The sequence below is a fragment of the Pectobacterium carotovorum genome, assembly GCA_016415585.1.
Classification (GTDB): Bacteria; Pseudomonadota; Gammaproteobacteria; order Enterobacterales; family Enterobacteriaceae; genus Pectobacterium; species Pectobacterium carotovorum_K.
Window position 1 is genome coordinate 1,552,498 of sequence record CP066552.1, and the last position, 15,009, is coordinate 1,567,506.

Annotated in this window: 15 protein-coding genes, 1 pseudogene and 1 riboswitch; of the genes and pseudogenes, 9 read left to right on the top strand and 7 right to left on the bottom strand. The window is 49.2% G+C overall.

All coding sequences use genetic code 11. The features are described from left to right. Positions 1–165: 165 nt before the first annotated feature. A complete protein-coding gene (locus JFY74_06870; GenBank protein ID QQG29754.1) occupies positions 166–798 on the top strand; it encodes a hypothetical protein in 633 nt (210 codons plus the stop codon). A gap of 292 nt (positions 799–1,090) precedes the next feature. On the opposite strand, the pseudogene JFY74_06875 reads toward JFY74_06870, so the two are convergent. Further along, positions 1,091–1,426: pseudogene (locus JFY74_06875) on the bottom strand (HPP family protein). A 389-nt stretch (positions 1,427–1,815) separates the two neighbouring features. Between JFY74_06875 and cueP the strand changes: the two are divergent. Together cueP and JFY74_06885 are read left to right on the top strand one after the other, a co-directional pair. Beyond that, a complete protein-coding gene (gene cueP, locus JFY74_06880; GenBank protein QQG29755.1) occupies positions 1,816–2,370 on the top strand; it encodes a copper-binding periplasmic metallochaperone CueP in 555 nt (184 codons plus the stop codon). 331 nt (positions 2,371–2,701) lie between these two features. Continuing rightward, complete coding sequence (locus tag JFY74_06885; protein QQG29756.1) at positions 2,702–3,475, top strand: DUF3750 domain-containing protein; 774 nt, start codon at positions 2,702–2,704, stop codon at positions 3,473–3,475. A gap of 16 nt (positions 3,476–3,491) precedes the next feature. Here the strand turns inward: JFY74_06885 and JFY74_06890 are convergent, their stop codons facing one another. Then, positions 3,492–4,394 (bottom strand): LysR family transcriptional regulator, encoded by a 903-nt coding sequence (locus JFY74_06890; GenBank protein ID QQG29757.1) that lies wholly within the window; start codon positions 4,392–4,394, stop codon positions 3,492–3,494. A gap of 213 nt (positions 4,395–4,607) precedes the next feature. Between JFY74_06890 and JFY74_06895 the strand changes: the two genes are divergently transcribed. The 3 genes from JFY74_06895 to JFY74_06905 all read left to right on the top strand — a co-directional run bounded on the left by JFY74_06895 (position 4,608) and on the right by JFY74_06905 (position 6,849). After that, positions 4,608–4,994 carry a VOC family protein gene (locus JFY74_06895; GenBank protein QQG29758.1) on the top strand — a complete coding sequence of 129 codons (387 nt, stop codon included), beginning with the start codon at positions 4,608–4,610 and terminating at the stop codon, positions 4,992–4,994. Positions 4,995–5,082: 88 nt separating this feature from the next. Further along, positions 5,083–5,835 carry a sulfite exporter TauE/SafE family protein gene (locus tag JFY74_06900; GenBank protein ID QQG30473.1) on the top strand — a complete coding sequence of 251 codons (753 nt, stop codon included), beginning with the start codon at positions 5,083–5,085 and terminating at the stop codon, positions 5,833–5,835. A 195-nt stretch (positions 5,836–6,030) separates the two neighbouring features. Next, positions 6,031–6,849: a hypothetical protein gene (locus tag JFY74_06905; GenBank protein ID QQG29759.1), complete on the top strand. Its 819-nt coding sequence runs from the start codon at positions 6,031–6,033 to the stop codon at positions 6,847–6,849. Positions 6,850–7,041: 192 nt separating this feature from the next. On the opposite strand, the gene JFY74_06910 is transcribed toward JFY74_06905, so the two are convergent. The 4 genes from JFY74_06910 to JFY74_06925 form a co-directional block, all read right to left on the bottom strand. Then, the gene (locus JFY74_06910; GenBank protein QQG29760.1) at positions 7,042–7,965 is read right to left on the bottom strand and encodes a GGDEF domain-containing protein; all 924 of its coding nucleotides are present in this window, start codon (positions 7,963–7,965) and stop codon (positions 7,042–7,044) included. Between the two features lie 153 nt (positions 7,966–8,118). Beyond that, entirely contained in the window at positions 8,119–9,138 is a 1,020-nt protein-coding gene (locus JFY74_06915) for an NAD(P)-dependent alcohol dehydrogenase (GenBank protein QQG29761.1), read from the bottom strand. A 310-nt stretch (positions 9,139–9,448) separates the two neighbouring features. Next, a complete protein-coding gene (locus JFY74_06920) occupies positions 9,449–10,471 on the bottom strand; it encodes a DUF4062 domain-containing protein (GenBank protein ID QQG29762.1) in 1,023 nt (340 codons plus the stop codon). 47 nt (positions 10,472–10,518) lie between these two features. Continuing rightward, positions 10,519–10,785 carry a hypothetical protein gene (locus JFY74_06925; protein QQG29763.1) on the bottom strand — a complete coding sequence of 89 codons (267 nt, stop codon included), beginning with the start codon at positions 10,783–10,785 and terminating at the stop codon, positions 10,519–10,521. A 596-nt stretch (positions 10,786–11,381) separates the two neighbouring features. Beyond that, positions 11,382–11,478, top strand: a riboswitch (TPP riboswitch). A gap of 37 nt (positions 11,479–11,515) precedes the next feature. On the opposite strand from JFY74_06925, the gene thiM reads away from it, so the two are divergent. The 3 genes from thiM (at position 11,516) to psiE (ending at position 13,696) form a co-directional block, all read left to right on the top strand. Continuing rightward, positions 11,516–12,310, top strand: a complete 795-nt coding sequence (gene thiM, locus JFY74_06930; protein ID QQG29764.1) for a hydroxyethylthiazole kinase — start codon at positions 11,516–11,518, stop codon at positions 12,308–12,310. Continuing rightward, positions 12,307–13,110 (top strand): bifunctional hydroxymethylpyrimidine kinase/phosphomethylpyrimidine kinase, encoded by an 804-nt coding sequence (gene thiD, locus JFY74_06935; protein QQG29765.1) that lies wholly within the window; start codon positions 12,307–12,309, stop codon positions 13,108–13,110. Before thiM ends, thiD begins: the two co-directional genes overlap by 4 nt. Before the next feature lie 178 nt (positions 13,111–13,288). Further along, complete coding sequence (psiE, locus tag JFY74_06940) at positions 13,289–13,696, top strand: phosphate-starvation-inducible protein PsiE (GenBank protein QQG29766.1); 408 nt, start codon at positions 13,289–13,291, stop codon at positions 13,694–13,696. A gap of 28 nt (positions 13,697–13,724) precedes the next feature. Here psiE and yegS read toward each other — a convergent pair whose 3' ends face one another. Beyond that, on the bottom strand, positions 13,725–14,624 hold the full coding sequence (gene yegS, locus JFY74_06945) for a lipid kinase YegS (protein ID QQG29767.1): 900 nt from the start codon (positions 14,622–14,624) through the stop codon (positions 13,725–13,727). Between the last annotated feature and the right edge of the window lie 385 nt (positions 14,625–15,009).

The following is a 15,009-nucleotide window of genomic DNA, read 5'->3' on the forward strand; positions in this document are numbered from 1 at the left end:
ATAGCGACCAAGACTTGGGTGAATTTTTTGAAAATGTAGTCTACACTGGTTTTTTCTGCTAAAATCAATGTTATTAACTTAACTGTATGGATATACAAAACGGTAAATTTTATTCAAAAATTAAAATTATCCATTTAAATTTTTTGTTATTCTTATGGAGGTTTTATGATTTCAGTAGTTGCAAGAAAATTAAGTATTCCGGTTGTTAATCATACTTTCGTTCCAAAGATTAGTGAGCGTTTAAATTACAATTTCTTGGTGAATTTAAAAAAGGTAAGAAATTCTAGCGATAATCTGGTTAATGTTAATAAATGTGGTACCAACCCCCCTTGTAAAAAATTTCCTGACCTTAATTCTCCTTCACTGGTTAGATGCGCCGTTAATTTTTTAAAAAAAGATAATTCAGTCTCAATAAATAAAAATTTCCATGAGGTTAAGAATAAATATGATAAATTCATATCAGGAACAACAAATTCTTTAATTAATTTAGAAAAGCTAATTAAAGAAAATGATAATGATATGAGGGTTATATTTGAAAATATGGAAAACAGTGATCTTAAGTATGCAATAAATAATAAATTAAATGCTAATGTTTTAAGTAAAATAAAATTAATGGAAGGAGGGGTTGTTAACGATTTGAATATTTTTAAAAGCAATATTGTTAATGAGAATGATTTTAATAGCTTAGATAAGGCTCGATTGAAATCTCTTGAAAATACAGCAGATGCTTTTGCTAGAAGGATAGCATCCAAATTAAAAACGATGACTTCATTAATTGAAAAAAATGGAAAAATATAGGATGACATCTTCTAATTATAGCGATGGAAATGATTTAATCCAAGCAATTATTTCGGAACCTTTTCTATATCGAATGAGCTAAGAATCTGAAATTAATATAATATCATAAGGGGAGACAAGCTTGATTGAAATATGCAGTTGTTTTATAATGATAAAAGCGGAATATCAATAATTTCTCACTTATCACCAGCGTTGTACTGGCGATAAATGTTCTAGCTGATATAGCCGCTTCTGTAATTAAGGCACCGTCTAGATTCCCGATCGCCTTGTTGGGTGGAGCAAGCGATGCTCATTATCTCAGGGCTGGCAGCTTACGCTGCCCAATGCCGTACCAATACGTAGGCCAGCGACCATCCCCTGCGTAGTTATTGATCACGGCAGCGATCGCCACCAGCACAATGCTCCCCAGCAGAACGGGCGTGACTAAGAACTCAAACCCCACAGCGCTCTTCCCTGCCAGAATAATAACCAGCGGGTTGGCGCCAGCTGGTGGATGCACAGCGCGAAAATATTGCATCAGCATCGTCGCCACGCCAACCGCGAGTGATAACACAACGATCGTGTTGCCGAATCCATATAAGGCAATCAAACCCACGGCTGACGTAATGAAATGCCCCCCGATTACATCACCTTGCGATTAAGGTGGATGCCAAAGTGGCGCTGTTTGCGATCTTTGAGAAATTATCAGCCCATAACATCAACATTGAGTTCGCGCCCTCTCTGATTAGTGGCGGCCCGGCAATGCATATGATGTGCTATGAACCAAGCGGGATCCGTATCGAATTTTACTGGTCAGGTCAGTAAATGGGGCGTAAAAAACCAGCCTCATGACCCATATCAATAATGGTGCTGCTATAGCCGCCATTCATCCTGATTTAAAATTGATCAAAATCAATAAAAAACCAGTAAATACATTATTTTACCTTTCTATACTTCCCACCTTTTGACCTTCCCGTAGGGGGAAGGTGTAACGTCATAACCTGTGATTCCAGATAATGACTCTATTGAGGGGAAGTGATGATGAAGATAAAGGTGATGGCGGCACTGTTCGCTCTGACGTTGAGTGGGTCGGGTTTCGCTGCAGCGACTGACGCTAATGCGTTTCTAGCTAAACAAGGGCTGGCAGGGAAAAGCGTCGAACAGATCGTCGATACGATCGATCAATCGCCGCAGGACAGGCCGTTGCCCTACAGCGCGTCGATTACCAGCAAAGAACTGAAATTATCCGATGGGCAGCAGCAGTATAGCTATCCGCTGGGAAATAAATTCTATCTCTCATTCGCCCCTTATATTCAGCAAACCCATCCCTGCTTTAACCACAGTTTGTCCGGGTGTCAGGGTGAGCTCGCCAATACAGCATTTGACGTAAAAATTACGGATAAAGCCGGTAATGTCACCGTGCAGAAAACCCTAAACAGCCACCAAAACGGTTTTGTCGGCGTATGGCTGCCGCGCAATATTGAAGGAACGATTAATGTCAGCTATCAAGGACGCGTGGCAAACTCATCGTTTGCGACCTATGACGACAGTCAAACCTGCATGACGACATTGCCATTGAAAGAGCGATCGTAGTCGAAAAAAACGTAATCTGCATGTCACTGGATGCAGGTGGAAACACATCTTCAAGGTGAGGAAGGCTGTTTCTCATACTTTGTTGAGCAGTGTGAAAAAGCTATTGGTGCTTTCATTGAGAAAGACATATTTTGCTAATAGGATGCATCACCTAAATCCTCAGACTGTCTTGATACAGCGTAAAAACAGGTCAATGTTTCACCCAATGCCTTAACCTTACCGCCAACAGGCAGTAAACTAGCGGAATGATTTTTTGACCGATTTTCACTGTGAGCGCTCGCTCGCATGCGTGTCGATGCCGTTCCATCTCTTTCTGTGAGCTATCAGGCCTATGACGTACCTCAAATTCTTAGGGATTGGGTTTATTTGTGTGCTGTTGCTGTCTTTTTGGCAAAGCTGGGCGCAGTCAACGCGTAACGGCGAAACGTTTAATGGGCAAAGCTGGTGGTCTGCCAAACGTGATTCTTCCGGCTTGGCGCCGAACCCTGTGCAATTTCGCCAGACTGCTATCGTGCAGGTTTATGCTGCGCCGACATACGGCTGGCGTGGGCTGGTGGCGGTACATCCGTGGATCATTTTCAAGAAAGCAGGGGAAACCCAATATCGCCGCTATGAAGTCGTGAGTTGGGGGAGCGATAACGTCGTCCGTCTTAACCGTTCGGTGGCCGATGCGTATTGGTATGGTGCGAAACCGAAGCTGTTGGTGGAACACCGTGGCGACAACGCGGAAGCGATGATCCCACAGATTGAGGCTGCGATAAAAAGCTACCCGTGGCCGAAGACGTACCACGCCTGGCCGGGACCGAACAGCAATACGTTTCTGGCTCACATTGGCCGCGCAGTGCCCGCGCTCAAGCTGGATATGCCCGCTAATGCGATTGGCAAAGATTACCGTCCGATCACGCGCCCAGTGGGGCTGTCGCCATCGGGAAGCGGTGTGCAGATTTCACTGCTGGGCGTGCTGGGTATCACGATGGGCATTGAAGAGGGAATTGAGGCCAACATTCTGGGGCTGAGCATGGGCGTGGATATGAACCCGCCCGCGCTGCGTTTACCCTTTGTTGGCCGCCTCGGCTATGAAAAAACGGGTAGCGAAGAAGGCTAAGGCTTGCGCTTCACTTTTACGTGCCGCATTGCCGCAGATGTGTCAGCAGATTGGCGACTTCGGGTTGCAACGTCGCGCCGGATTTCACGCCCAGCCAGAGCTGGCGTGAAGCCCACTCGTCAGTGAGACTGATGGCGCGTAACCCGGTGCCGAGCACTCCCGGGCGAATCGCGCCCTCCGGCAAGACGCTGATCCCCAGTCCTGCTTCGATCATGCGACAAATGCCGTCAAAGCTGCTGACCTGCACCCGCAGGCGCAGCACTCTCCCCAGCTCATCTGAGGCATCTTTTAACTGCTTCAGCAACGAGCTGCCGTTATTGAGGCCGACATAGTCGTAGCCCAGCGTGTCGTTAAAGCTGATTTCTGGCCTTGCGGAAAGTGGGTGCTGGGGCGGAACGAGTACGACAAGCTTGTCCTGACGATAAGGAATCTTCTCGACCCCCTGCGAGCCGACATTGTCAGCGAAGATGCCGATATCGGCTTCTCCCATCGCGAGCGCCGTCACCACGGTCTTACTGAGCTTTTCCTCCAGGTTAATACGAATGAGCGGTCGTGCCAGAAGGAATGACGCCAGATCCTGCGGAAGAAACTGAATAATCGCCGAGGTGTTCGCCCACATGTGTACGTGGCCGCGCACGCCAACGGCGTAGTCGTTCATTTCACTCGCCATACGCTCCACGTTGCTTAACACATTGCGCGCGTGATTCACCAATTCCTTGCCTGCGGGGGTTAACGTCAGGCCGCGCGGCATTCGAATAAACAGCGCACAGTCCACGGTGCGCTCCAGCTCGGCGATACGCTTGCTCAGGGCTGAAAGCGTAATGTGGAACTTTTCTGCGGCTTTGGTGAGGCTACCGGTTTTGGCAACCTGCAAAAAGATGCGGAGCGACTGGAGGTCAAAGTGCGTCGGGTTAATCATGGCGTATCGAGAGTCCTCAGCAGAGCTGGAAAACAGCACAAGAGCTGGCAGTTTGATTCCGCGCAGCATGTTGGCAGATGTCTTATGTCAGGCTGTAATTTAGCACAGTCGGAGGTTTTCCTGACAGGAAAGGGTCATTGACTATTCAGGGATTATCAAAAGACCGCGTTACTCCTAGGATGTGAGAAATATCGTTCAGGATAGGACTTATCAATGTCACTTATCGATCATGTCGATCACCTTGTATTGACCTGCGTTGATTTTGCGGCGACCCGACATTTTTATGTTGATGTGTTGCAAATGCGGGAAGAAACGTTTGCGAATGGGCGCGTTGCTTTTCATTTTGGTCATCAAAAAATCAATGTGCACCTGCGTGGCGCCGAACATGAACCGAAAGCGCATCTGCCCGTTCCGGGATCGCTCGACCTGTGCTTTATTGCGTCGGTGCCGCTGGAGCAGGTTATGGATCATCTGGCACGCTGCCTCTGGCCAATTAGCGAAGGACCGGTGATGCGAACCGGTGCAACGCAGCCAATTCGTTCTCTCTATCTGCGCGATCCCGATCTGAATTTGATCGAAATCGCGGAATATTTACCCTAAAGCCATTGTCTGCCTACCGGCCTGAAACGCGGTTCTCCAGATAGTCTTGTGATATATAGGTCATGCATTTTTTATGTTTAGCTTAATGATGTTCAGCGATATTTTGTTGTGTTTGCTTTTGGGTATCGGGCTGGGATTTTGCGGAGGAATGCTGGGGATTGGCGGTGGGCTGATCGCGATTCCGATTTTGGGTGTGCTCTTCGGGATGGATCAACATATGGCACAGGGAACCGCGTTGGTGATGATTACGCCTAACGTGCTGATTGGTTTTCTACGCTATCGCCAGCGTAACCGCATTGATACGCGGGTGGCGTTGACCATGTGTGCTTTTGCGACGGGGTCTGCCTACCTTGCTGCCCATATCGCGTCATCGATTGATGTTCACAACCTCCAGCGTGCTTTCGCCACTTTTCTGCTGGTGCTGGCGGCGTACTATATCTGGCAGTGGTATAACAAGAAGCGCAGGCAAACGTCAGAGATTGTGCTATCGACCAAATATCTACCGTTGCTCGGTGTGGCGAGCGGGTTTATGTCGGGCATTTTTACCGTTGGTGGCGGTTTGGTGGTGGTGCCTGTGCTGGTTACGCTGTTTGCCTTTGCGCAAACGCAGGCGCAGGGCATGGCGCTGATACTCGTTGTTCCGGGTGCACTGGCTGCGCTGCTATCCTACTCGCAGGCGGGTAACGTTGACTGGGGTATTGGTTTACCACTGGCGTTGGGCGGGATCTTTAGTGTTTCCTGGGGCGTGGCTTTAGCGCACAAGCTGCCCGTTGTTTACCTGCGTGGGGCGTTTTGTCTGATGCTGATCGGCGTGGGAATCACTATGCTGGTGCTGAAATAACTGGCTGATACATCCTACTTAGCGCTTTTAATTCCTACCTATTCAGCCTAAAGTTTTCAGCGCTTTCTCCGTTGATAGGTAGGAAGTGATGCGGTTAGCGTGAATGATTTCTCCGTTTCCTGACCACTGCTGGAGCGGCCCGAGTGAAGCAGGGTCGCATCCTCTCTGAAGCCCAATCTGAATAAGGCGTGATGTATGAGTCTCGTGAGCTATCTAGGAAAGCAAACTCTCGGTGTACTGGCGGGTTATAAGCAGGATGGCGTAGTCATCCATATTTGCGGCGTCTATCCCAATGCGGATAACAGTCTGCGCGTTTTTTTCCCACACGGGCATGAGTTTGCCGTTGGCGACCTGGCAACTATTCACCTTGATAACCGCTCCGGGGTTGATGAATTTGATGCCAATATTCAGGTTTATCGTACTTCTTACAAAGGACGTGTGGTCGCCAGTGATGGCGATTGGGTCGTGCTGGAACCTAGAGAGTGCCAGCTTCTGCACGGTTTCACGCCCGTGCTGGATATCCGCGAACCGGGCTATCAGTTTCCGCAAGACGATCGCCCGTCAATGCCGGTGCCCCTGACACCGATGGTGGATTTTCCGCCGACGGAGAAGCAGGATTTTTCCAATAAGGTTGGCGTATTAATTACCATGGCTGCCGAACAGCCGCACACTACGGTGTTGGCCTTCTTGTCGTCTGTGGATAACGATGTCTTTCTGATTACGTTCCCCGAAACCTTTAAATCCCAGTTGCTTAAACGCAATCCACACTGCTTTTTTGCGATGGATGAGCGCAGCCACTATACCTTCGAGCGAGCCATTGAATGGAACTACACCATTATTGAAGGTGAAGCGTTTATTATCGCGCGCGACAATCCGCTTTATGAAAAAGTACGCCATGAGTTCGTCACTAAAAACCCGTGGGAAATTGCCTTTTTCACGCGTCCTGACGTCGAGGTTTACCATATTAAAAGTAAGCAGCTCGTGTGCCCCGGTAATACACAAACGCTTAGCTAAGCTATAAAGAAAACAGACGGGATAGCGCTGTGCTATCTCGTTTTATATTAATCAATCGCGGCTTACCGTGGCAGATCGATCACCATACGGCCTGTGATTTTCCCGTCTTTCATTTCAGCGAAAATGGCGTTGATGTCTTTCAGAGGATGGCGCGTCCGTGTGGCCGTATTATCGGAATGAGACTGCGTCGGGTTATAGGGTTTTTTCTTTCGGTTCCAGTGCCCACTCAACTTTGCCTTTACCGGTGGTTTTGGCTTGGTAAAGTGCGACATCCACGCGTTTCATAAAGTGTTCGGTGGGTTCCTGAGGCTGTTTTTTACCCGCCCCAATACTGACAGAAAGGTGGTGTGTATTTTTAATAATGATTTTATTCGCGTTTTTTAATACCTCTCTTGCCAGCGTTTCTGCCCGAGCCTGTGTCCCGGCATACAGAATAATCGCGAACTCTTCACCACCAATTCGGGTTGCCACAACTTCACTGTTATCGAAGCGAGAAAGAATATGACCGAAATTACTTAATATTTCATCGCCTTTCGTATGACCATATTTATCATTAATGGCTTTGAAATTGTCGATGTCGATAATAAATAAATAGGGTGTTTTTGCTTCAAGTTTTTTTAATTCGTTAATAAAAAACCGACGGTTAGGTAGTTGCGTGAGTTCATCGCTAAATGACTGTATTCTAGCTTCGACATACTTATTATTAATTTGCTGTATCAGGGTATAGACGCCAAATCCGACGCCAAACATGCCAATAATTCTCAGCAGATCCTCAACATAATACCCGACCAGCTTGGGTTGATAGATAAACTCATCCATAAAGTCAAACGTAGCGGCACATATCCAGATGTGGAGTCCGAGGCGAATAGATAAGGCTGAAGTATGGTTAAGGGATATTTTGCTGGTACATGACAAGATAAAAAAAAGAAAAACCAACGCAATCGTATCGGCATAAGAGCCCGGATTATTGTGCAGCTGTTCCTGAAAGTCGCGGTGCTTAAAGAACAAGACGTTGAATATAATGATCAACACAGACGATAACAGGGCGAGCCTTACAGACGAGGTGGTTTTCTTGTTTTTATCAATAAAATCATGGTCATATTCTTTAAAAGGCATTGCGGATCTCCTCTTGCATCACCTTTCAATCCTATCATGAAACCTATTGAATACATTGAGTCGCGTGGTGCCGGGCGGTATACCCCAGAGAATGACGTTGGCTGTGTTGATAGGCAAAAAGCAGACGCCCGATTGCTCAGGCGTCTTTACCGATTAAAAATCGGCTTTCAGTACCACGCGGTAGCGAGCTTTGCCGTCACGTACGTGCTGGATAGCATCGTTGATTTTCGACATCGGGAACAGTTCTGTCTGCGGCTTCACGTTGGCACGAGCCGCAAGCTTCATCAGAGAACGCAGTTCATGTGGTGAACCAGTAGAAGAGCCGGAAACGCTGCGGTCGCCCGCGATAAGCGTGAAAGCTGGAACGCTGAATGGCTTCATTACCGCGCCGACGGTATGGAACTTCCCGTTATAGGCGAGCGCGTTGAAGTAGGGTTGCCATTCCAGATCGACACTCACGGTGTTGATGATGAGATCGAACTGGCCTGCCAGTGCGGTCAGCGCCTGCGGGTCGCGGCTGTTGACGACCTTATCGGCACCCATCGCCAGCACTTCTTGCTCTTTGGCTGGGTTAGAACTGAACGCTGTGACTTCACAGCCCATCGCGTGCAGGAGCTTAATCGCGATATGCCCCAGGCCACCGATACCGATCACGCCGACGCGGCTGGTTGCGGTGACATGGTGCATTAACAGCGGTTTGAACACGGTGATGCCGCCGCACAGCAATGGACCCGCAGATTCGATATCAATGGAGTCAGGAAGCGGGATAGCCCACTGCCAGTTCGCGCGAATCTTATTGGCAAAACCGCCTTTATTCAGGATGGTCGGCACGCTGCCTTGCTGGCAGTTAGTTTGGCTACCGCTGATACAGGCATCGCAGTGCCCACAGCTGTGAGCCGTCCAGCCAATACCGACGCGCTGACCAATCTTTAATCCTTTGCTTTTCGCCGCGTCACCTAGCGCGTGTACATGGCCAATCACTTCATGCCCGGCAACCAGCGGATAGCTCGACATGCCCCATTCGTTATCGATCATCGACAGGTCGGAATGGCACACGCCGCAGTAATCAACTACAACTTCGACGTCTTCCGCTTGCAGTTCACCCGCATCAAACTCATACAACTCCAGCGCTGCGCCTGCTTCCGGTGCGGCATAACTCTTTATCATCGTCATCACAATTTCCTCAGTATGGGTTTGATTAACCAGTCTAAAGGGTTATGGCGTTTTTCTCTATGTCACAACGTGCCTGTGGTTTTTCATTTTGTGTCGGGGGCGTTCAAGCAGCCTGACGGTTGGCTGAAGTGGATCAGGAATAGCTCGGCGTTAGCTGCATACGTTCCCGTTATCCACAATTTGCTATGTAATTGATGGCCTGGGTTGGAGATAGCTGGTGTTTACTTAACCTGAGGGGAAAAAAAATATTGTAAATATCCATTTGAGGTACAAAGTTCGCCCCAGATCTTTGGGGCGAAATGGAGATAATTTATTCTGTTGTAATTTGACTTTGCTTTTTGATCGTTCTGGTTTTCAGCATCTCAACCTGTCCTGATTCTGTTAATGACCAGAATGTATTCATGCTGCCATCAATCGTTTTTAAATATTCAATTTTAATGAAATCATATGCGCGCAATTGTATGCCTATCGTCTTGAGATCCTGAGAGGAAACTTTAGCGGATGAGCCTCCTTTGTCTGCGATTTTTTTCGCTGTTTCGGCAATTGTGGATGAGACACTTGATTCGGGATAATGTCTAGTGAGGTAGGGCGATATTGTATGAAATATGTCCTTCCATTTCATGCTCACAGACCAAACTTTAATCCCGCCAGTTGTGTATGGCCCTCTAGGAAAAGTAGATTGGCAATTAAAATCGAAAACATCATCGAAATCCGCTAGATTTAACTCAAGAGTTTGGTTATAGGGAGATGTTGCTTTTGCTAGTTCACTTTTTAATCGTTCGTTTTCTTTTTGTAAATCGACTATTGCACGTAAATCATTTTCAGAAGACGTTAAATTAGCCCTTACCCATCCGATTGCCGGATAAGTTTTCATCGTTTTATTCATGCTTAACGCAACCAATCCAGGTAAATCTTTAGCTGTTGCCCATGTTTTCCTGAGGCGATTGGTTGATGCCTTCTCGATGAATGCAGCGAGCTTCTCTCTGAGTTCAGAATCTTTTTCAGATTTGGCTAAAGGTAGACTTTCCGGATTCTCATGCACTAAAACAACAACACGTAAACCTTTTGAGACCGCATAATCAAATTCCTTTTCAGTGTAACTCAAACCATCTTCTGCGACAGAGCCATAACGGCCACCAATGATCAGCAGATAGTAATCACAGTCATCAATTACTTTTTTTATGAATTCCCATTGACCTTCATCGATTGCTGGGAATAACTCCATTCCTGCTGGGATGCAATCCATTTCCATTAGCGTCTGTATAACGTGTTTCCGTTCCTCTTCCAAATCCGTAAACGTTGAACTTACGAAAACCTGGTAACGTTTATCCATTTCTATCCCTTAAAAGAGGAAGGGGCATGAAGCCCCTTCATTCAACATTAACCCGCGTGGCGGTAGGAATCACGCATACCATCACGATAGCCTTCAGCAAATGCTGCTTGTGGGCTTTTATGGCGTACAGTGCCCGCTTGGCTATCAGGTAAAACATGCAAATTTACCCAGACTTGTTCCGTTCGAGATAAGCCTGATTGGTAGCCTTGATCGTAGGCGCAGCCACAACATTTATGCCGCCCCTCACCACCTTGGTCATCTGGCAGGTTAATGAAAGCCGTATTGTATCGATGAGACTTATTACAGATTGTCATGTGTAGCTCCTTATGAGCACTAATTGGTATTTACATGACCATCCAAGCTCGGCACAATCAAACCGTAGAAATGAAAGTGAGGCTAACAAACGTTATGAGTCTGCAAACTCATGGTGGTCATGCTTCATAAGCCGGATTCACAATTTATGAATCCGGTTTTTTTATGCCTGTCATTAACGCGATATCTATATGTAGTGTATTAATTTCATTAAAATACTACATGCTGGGTATTTTAGTTGAGATTCTTTTGAGTGCAAAGCTTGATTTTGAGGTTGAATTTAGATTTCGACAGGTTAAGAAACGCGCAACCCTTGTCTGAGAAGGCTTACAGAAATGTCAATAACGCGCAAAAAAAATGAAAATTTGATCGAATGTAGATTTCTTTTACGGAAAAATATAACTCGCTGAATTTTTAGAGCGCCTGTAGTGATATCTGGTTTGGGAAGCTTGAAAACTAGAACCTCGTTTAGCCCACTGACTGCGGGTCATCGCAATACTTCTGGCACACAAGCGGGATTGGATGTCCATTTACAATACCTCCCACTGGCATTATCCTGATCGAAGATTAATAAAACATTAATCGCAACATTTTGATTTTAAATGACTCGGGGTGCCCTTCTTTGTGAAGGCTGAGAAATACCCGTACCACCTGATCTGGATAATGCCAGCGTAGGGAAGTCACGGTATGCCCCACCGGTTGCCGCCTTCTTCCACGCCGGTTGGGAGATTTATGAACACGCGACCCGCCGACTTTTCTGCCGCTCAGGCAGCAACATCACTAACCCAATTCCGTTCTGCCTCGCCGCTGGTGCACTGTTTGACCAACGATGTGGTGCAATCTTTTACCGCTAATGTGCTGCTGGCGCTGAATGCGTCGCCAGCAATGGTGGTCGATCTCGAAGAAGCCGCGCAGTTCAGCGTGGTGGCCGATGCGCTGCTGATTAATGTCGGGACGCTGGAACGTACGCGAGCTGAGGCGATGCGGGCGGCGGTAAACAGTGCACATCAGGCGGGTACGCCGTGGGTGCTCGATCCGGTTGCCGTAGGTGGTTTGACCTTTCGGAGTGAATTCTGTCGTGAACTGCTGGCGTGGAAACCGGCAGCAATTCGCGGCAATGCGTCTGAAATCATGGCGCTGGCGGGCTTAGCCGCACAGGGGCGTGGCGTGGATAGCGCTAATGATTCGCTGGCGGCGCTCCCTGCCGCCCGCGAGCTGGCTCGGCAAGTGGGGACGATTGTTGCGGTGACCGGCGTGGTGGATTATGTCACGGACGGTGAGCGAGATATCGCGGTAACCGTCGGCGATAGCATGATGACGCGGGTGGTTGGCACGGGCTGTGCGCTGTCGGCGGTCGTCGCGGGTTTCTGTTCCTTAGAGGGGGATTGCTTATCCCATGTAGCGGCGGCGTGCTATGTCATGGCGTTAGCGGGGCAGCAGGCAGCTTCGGCGTCGCAAGGTACGGGGAGTTTTATTCCCAACTTTCTCGATCGGCTTTATACCCTGCGCGCGGAGGATCTGGCATGAAGCGTATCAATGCGTTGACGATTGCAGGCACCGATCCGAGCGGCGGGGCGGGGATTCAGGCGGATTTAAAAGCGTTTTCTGCGCTGGGTGCTTACGGCACGTCGGTCATTACCGCGCTAGTGGCGCAAAATACGCGCGGCGTGCAGTCCGTCTACCGGATTGAACCAGATTTTGTCGCGGCGCAGCTGGATTCCGTACTGAGCGATGTGCGTATCGACAGCGCCAAGATTGGCATGCTGGCGCAGACCGATATTGTCGAAACCGTTGCCGAGCGCCTGCGTCACTACGCCGTGCCTTTCGTGGTGCTGGACACTGTGATGCTGGCGAAAAGTGGCGATCCGCTACTGGCTCCCGAGGCGGTGGAGTCGATCCGTCGTGAGCTGTTGCCGCTGGTGTCCCTGATTACGCCGAACCTGCCGGAGGCCGCCGCGCTGCTGAATACGTCACCCGCCACCAACGAGCGGGAAATGCGTGAACAGGGGGAGGCGCTGCTGGCGATGGGCTGTCAGGCGGTGCTGATGAAAGGCGGTCACCTCAGTGAAGCGGAAAGCCCGGACTGGTTGTTCAGCCGGCAGGCCGAGCCACAGCGCTTTAGTTCCCCGCGCGTGAATACACGCCATACGCATGGCACTGGCTGCACGCTGTCTGCCGCGCTGGCGGCGCTGCGACCGCGTCACGATAGCTGGGGGGAGACGGTCAAGGTAGCGAAGGACTATTTACAGCAGGCGTTACAGCAGGCCGACACGTTGGAGGTTGGGCACGGCATCGGCCCTGTTCATCATTTTCACCGCTGGTGGTAAAACGCACATGCAGCCTGAAGTCTGACGTGTATAAGTAAATTGACTTGTACTTTGCGTGACATATTTGCCAGTAATTTCAAACTAAATTAAGCGTATTTTGGCGTGACAGTGCGGGGGCATCCGGTTACTTTGCTGTGAAATCTTGGCGTTAATGTGAAATAGGATGTGGGGATAACATATGGCAGGTTCTGCTCGTAGTGCGATGGCTGCCAAGGCACTTCAGACGATACTCAATATCGGCCTGCTGGTGCTGGCGACCATTCTGGTGATTTTTTTAGTCAAGGAAACGTTCCATCTGGCGAAAGTGCTGCTGATCTCCAACGAGAAAGATTCCTCCTATCAGCTGATAGAAGGCATTGTGATCTATTTCCTTTATTTTGAGTTCATTGCGCTGATCGTGAAGTATTTTCAGTCCGGCTATCACTTCCCGCTGCGCTATTTTATCTACATCGGCATTACGGCTATCATTCGCCTGATTATTGTCGATCACAAAAGCCCATCGGATACGCTGGTTTATTCCGCGGCGATTCTGCTGCTGGTGGTAACACTGTATCTGGCAAACAGTAATCGCCTGAAGCGGGAATAGTAGAAACAGGAATAATCGAAACGCGCCGCTATTCCAGCAGCGAGCACTGGGGCGGTAGCCGGCAGTGAATCGCTGCGGGAAGCACCTCGATATGGAAACGTTTGGCGGTGAGCGGTTCGCCGTCCAGATTAAACGTCATATCGTCCGGGGCGGTAATCTCCAGCCAGGGCAGGGTAGCGGAAATCATGTTCTGGTTTTCGCTGCCGGTAAACCAGGCTTGAAGCATATTCGGCAGCAGCTCTGTTGCCGACAGCACGCTCAGTTCCAGCAACCCATCGTTGATTAGCGCTTCCGGGCAAAGCTGCTGCCCGCCGCCAGCCTGACGACCATTGCCTACCGCGATAACCAGCGTATCCCCCGACCAGTGAAAATCCGGTCCGCGAATCTCACAGCGCTCGGCTTGCAGCATGTCCATGCGAAAGAGCGCGTGCAGTACGTATGAGGCGCTCCCCAGCGCGGCCTTCATCTTGGCCGGTGTCTCGGTGGTAATACGCGTGGCGAATCCGCCCGTTGCCATGTTGATGAAGTAATGGCTGTCGTTCACCTTGGCGATATCAATGGCGGTGGCGCGGCCTTTGATCGCCAGCGTCAACGCATTGTGCATTTCCATCGGAATCTGACAGCTGGTGGCGAAATCGTTGGCTGTACCCAGCGGCACAATTCCCAGACACGGACGCACCGCTTCCGGCTGTACCGCTAATGCGGCGGCAACTTCATTGACGGTGCCGTCGCCACCAGCGGCGATCACGTTATCCGCATTGAGCTGAATCGCCTCTTCCACATAGCGTTTGGCATCGCCGTATTCCCAGGTCACGCGGACATGCAGCGTATAGCCGTCCTTGCGTAGCTCACCAATGGCCTCGCGAAGTTCTTCATTACCTGCGCTTTTCCCATTCAGAATCAGCAGCGTCACCGGATTTTTTTCCATGGCCTATTTCTCCTAAGCAGGATAGTGGAATTAATAATAGACACTAAATCGGTAGGTAGAAATCAGAAGAGTCGGTGAATATGCCCGTCATACTTCAAGTTGCATGTGCGTTGGCTGCGCTACTCGGCACACTTGCGTGCGCCTCGCCCCGTTGGGGCCGCTGCAAGCAGCGTTCAAACCTGCCTATGGCAGGTTTGTCTGTCACCCGAATCACTTACCTGAGTAAGCTCATCGGGATTCCTTCTCTTGCCGTGTTATTTGGCCTTATGGCCTCACCCCTCTGGGGCCAACGCTTTGCGTTGTTCAAAACGCTAACCTTTTGTCCTGAAACTCGAATTATTTAGGGTATTTGCGGTAGGGAAATGGGGGGCGTGAGAAAAAGAAA

Bases quoted from the DNA above. Each gene is read 5' to 3' on its own strand.
- JFY74_06870 (QQG29754.1), top strand. From the start codon at position 166: ATGATTTCAGTAGTTGCAAGAAAATTAAGTATTCCGGTTGTTAATCAT.
- cueP (QQG29755.1), top strand. From the start codon at position 1,816: ATGATGAAGATAAAGGTGATGGCGGCACTGTTCGCTCTGACGTTGAGT.
- JFY74_06885 (QQG29756.1), top strand. From the start codon at position 2,702: ATGACGTACCTCAAATTCTTAGGGATTGGGTTTATTTGTGTGCTGTTG.
- JFY74_06890 (QQG29757.1), bottom strand. From the start codon at position 4,394: ATGATTAACCCGACGCACTTTGACCTCCAGTCGCTCCGCATCTTTTTG.
- JFY74_06895 (QQG29758.1), top strand. From the start codon at position 4,608: ATGTCACTTATCGATCATGTCGATCACCTTGTATTGACCTGCGTTGAT.
- JFY74_06900 (QQG30473.1), top strand. From the start codon at position 5,083: ATGTTCAGCGATATTTTGTTGTGTTTGCTTTTGGGTATCGGGCTGGGA.
- JFY74_06905 (QQG29759.1), top strand. From the start codon at position 6,031: ATGAGTCTCGTGAGCTATCTAGGAAAGCAAACTCTCGGTGTACTGGCG.
- JFY74_06910 (QQG29760.1), bottom strand. From the start codon at position 7,965: ATGCCTTTTAAAGAATATGACCATGATTTTATTGATAAAAACAAGAAA.
- JFY74_06915 (QQG29761.1), bottom strand. From the start codon at position 9,138: ATGACGATGATAAAGAGTTATGCCGCACCGGAAGCAGGCGCAGCGCTG.
- JFY74_06920 (QQG29762.1), bottom strand. From the start codon at position 10,471: ATGGATAAACGTTACCAGGTTTTCGTAAGTTCAACGTTTACGGATTTG.
- JFY74_06925 (QQG29763.1), bottom strand. From the start codon at position 10,785: ATGACAATCTGTAATAAGTCTCATCGATACAATACGGCTTTCATTAAC.
- thiM (QQG29764.1), top strand. From the start codon at position 11,516: ATGAACACGCGACCCGCCGACTTTTCTGCCGCTCAGGCAGCAACATCA.
- thiD (QQG29765.1), top strand. From the start codon at position 12,307: ATGAAGCGTATCAATGCGTTGACGATTGCAGGCACCGATCCGAGCGGC.
- psiE (QQG29766.1), top strand. From the start codon at position 13,289: ATGGCAGGTTCTGCTCGTAGTGCGATGGCTGCCAAGGCACTTCAGACG.
- yegS (QQG29767.1), bottom strand. From the start codon at position 14,624: ATGGAAAAAAATCCGGTGACGCTGCTGATTCTGAATGGGAAAAGCGCA.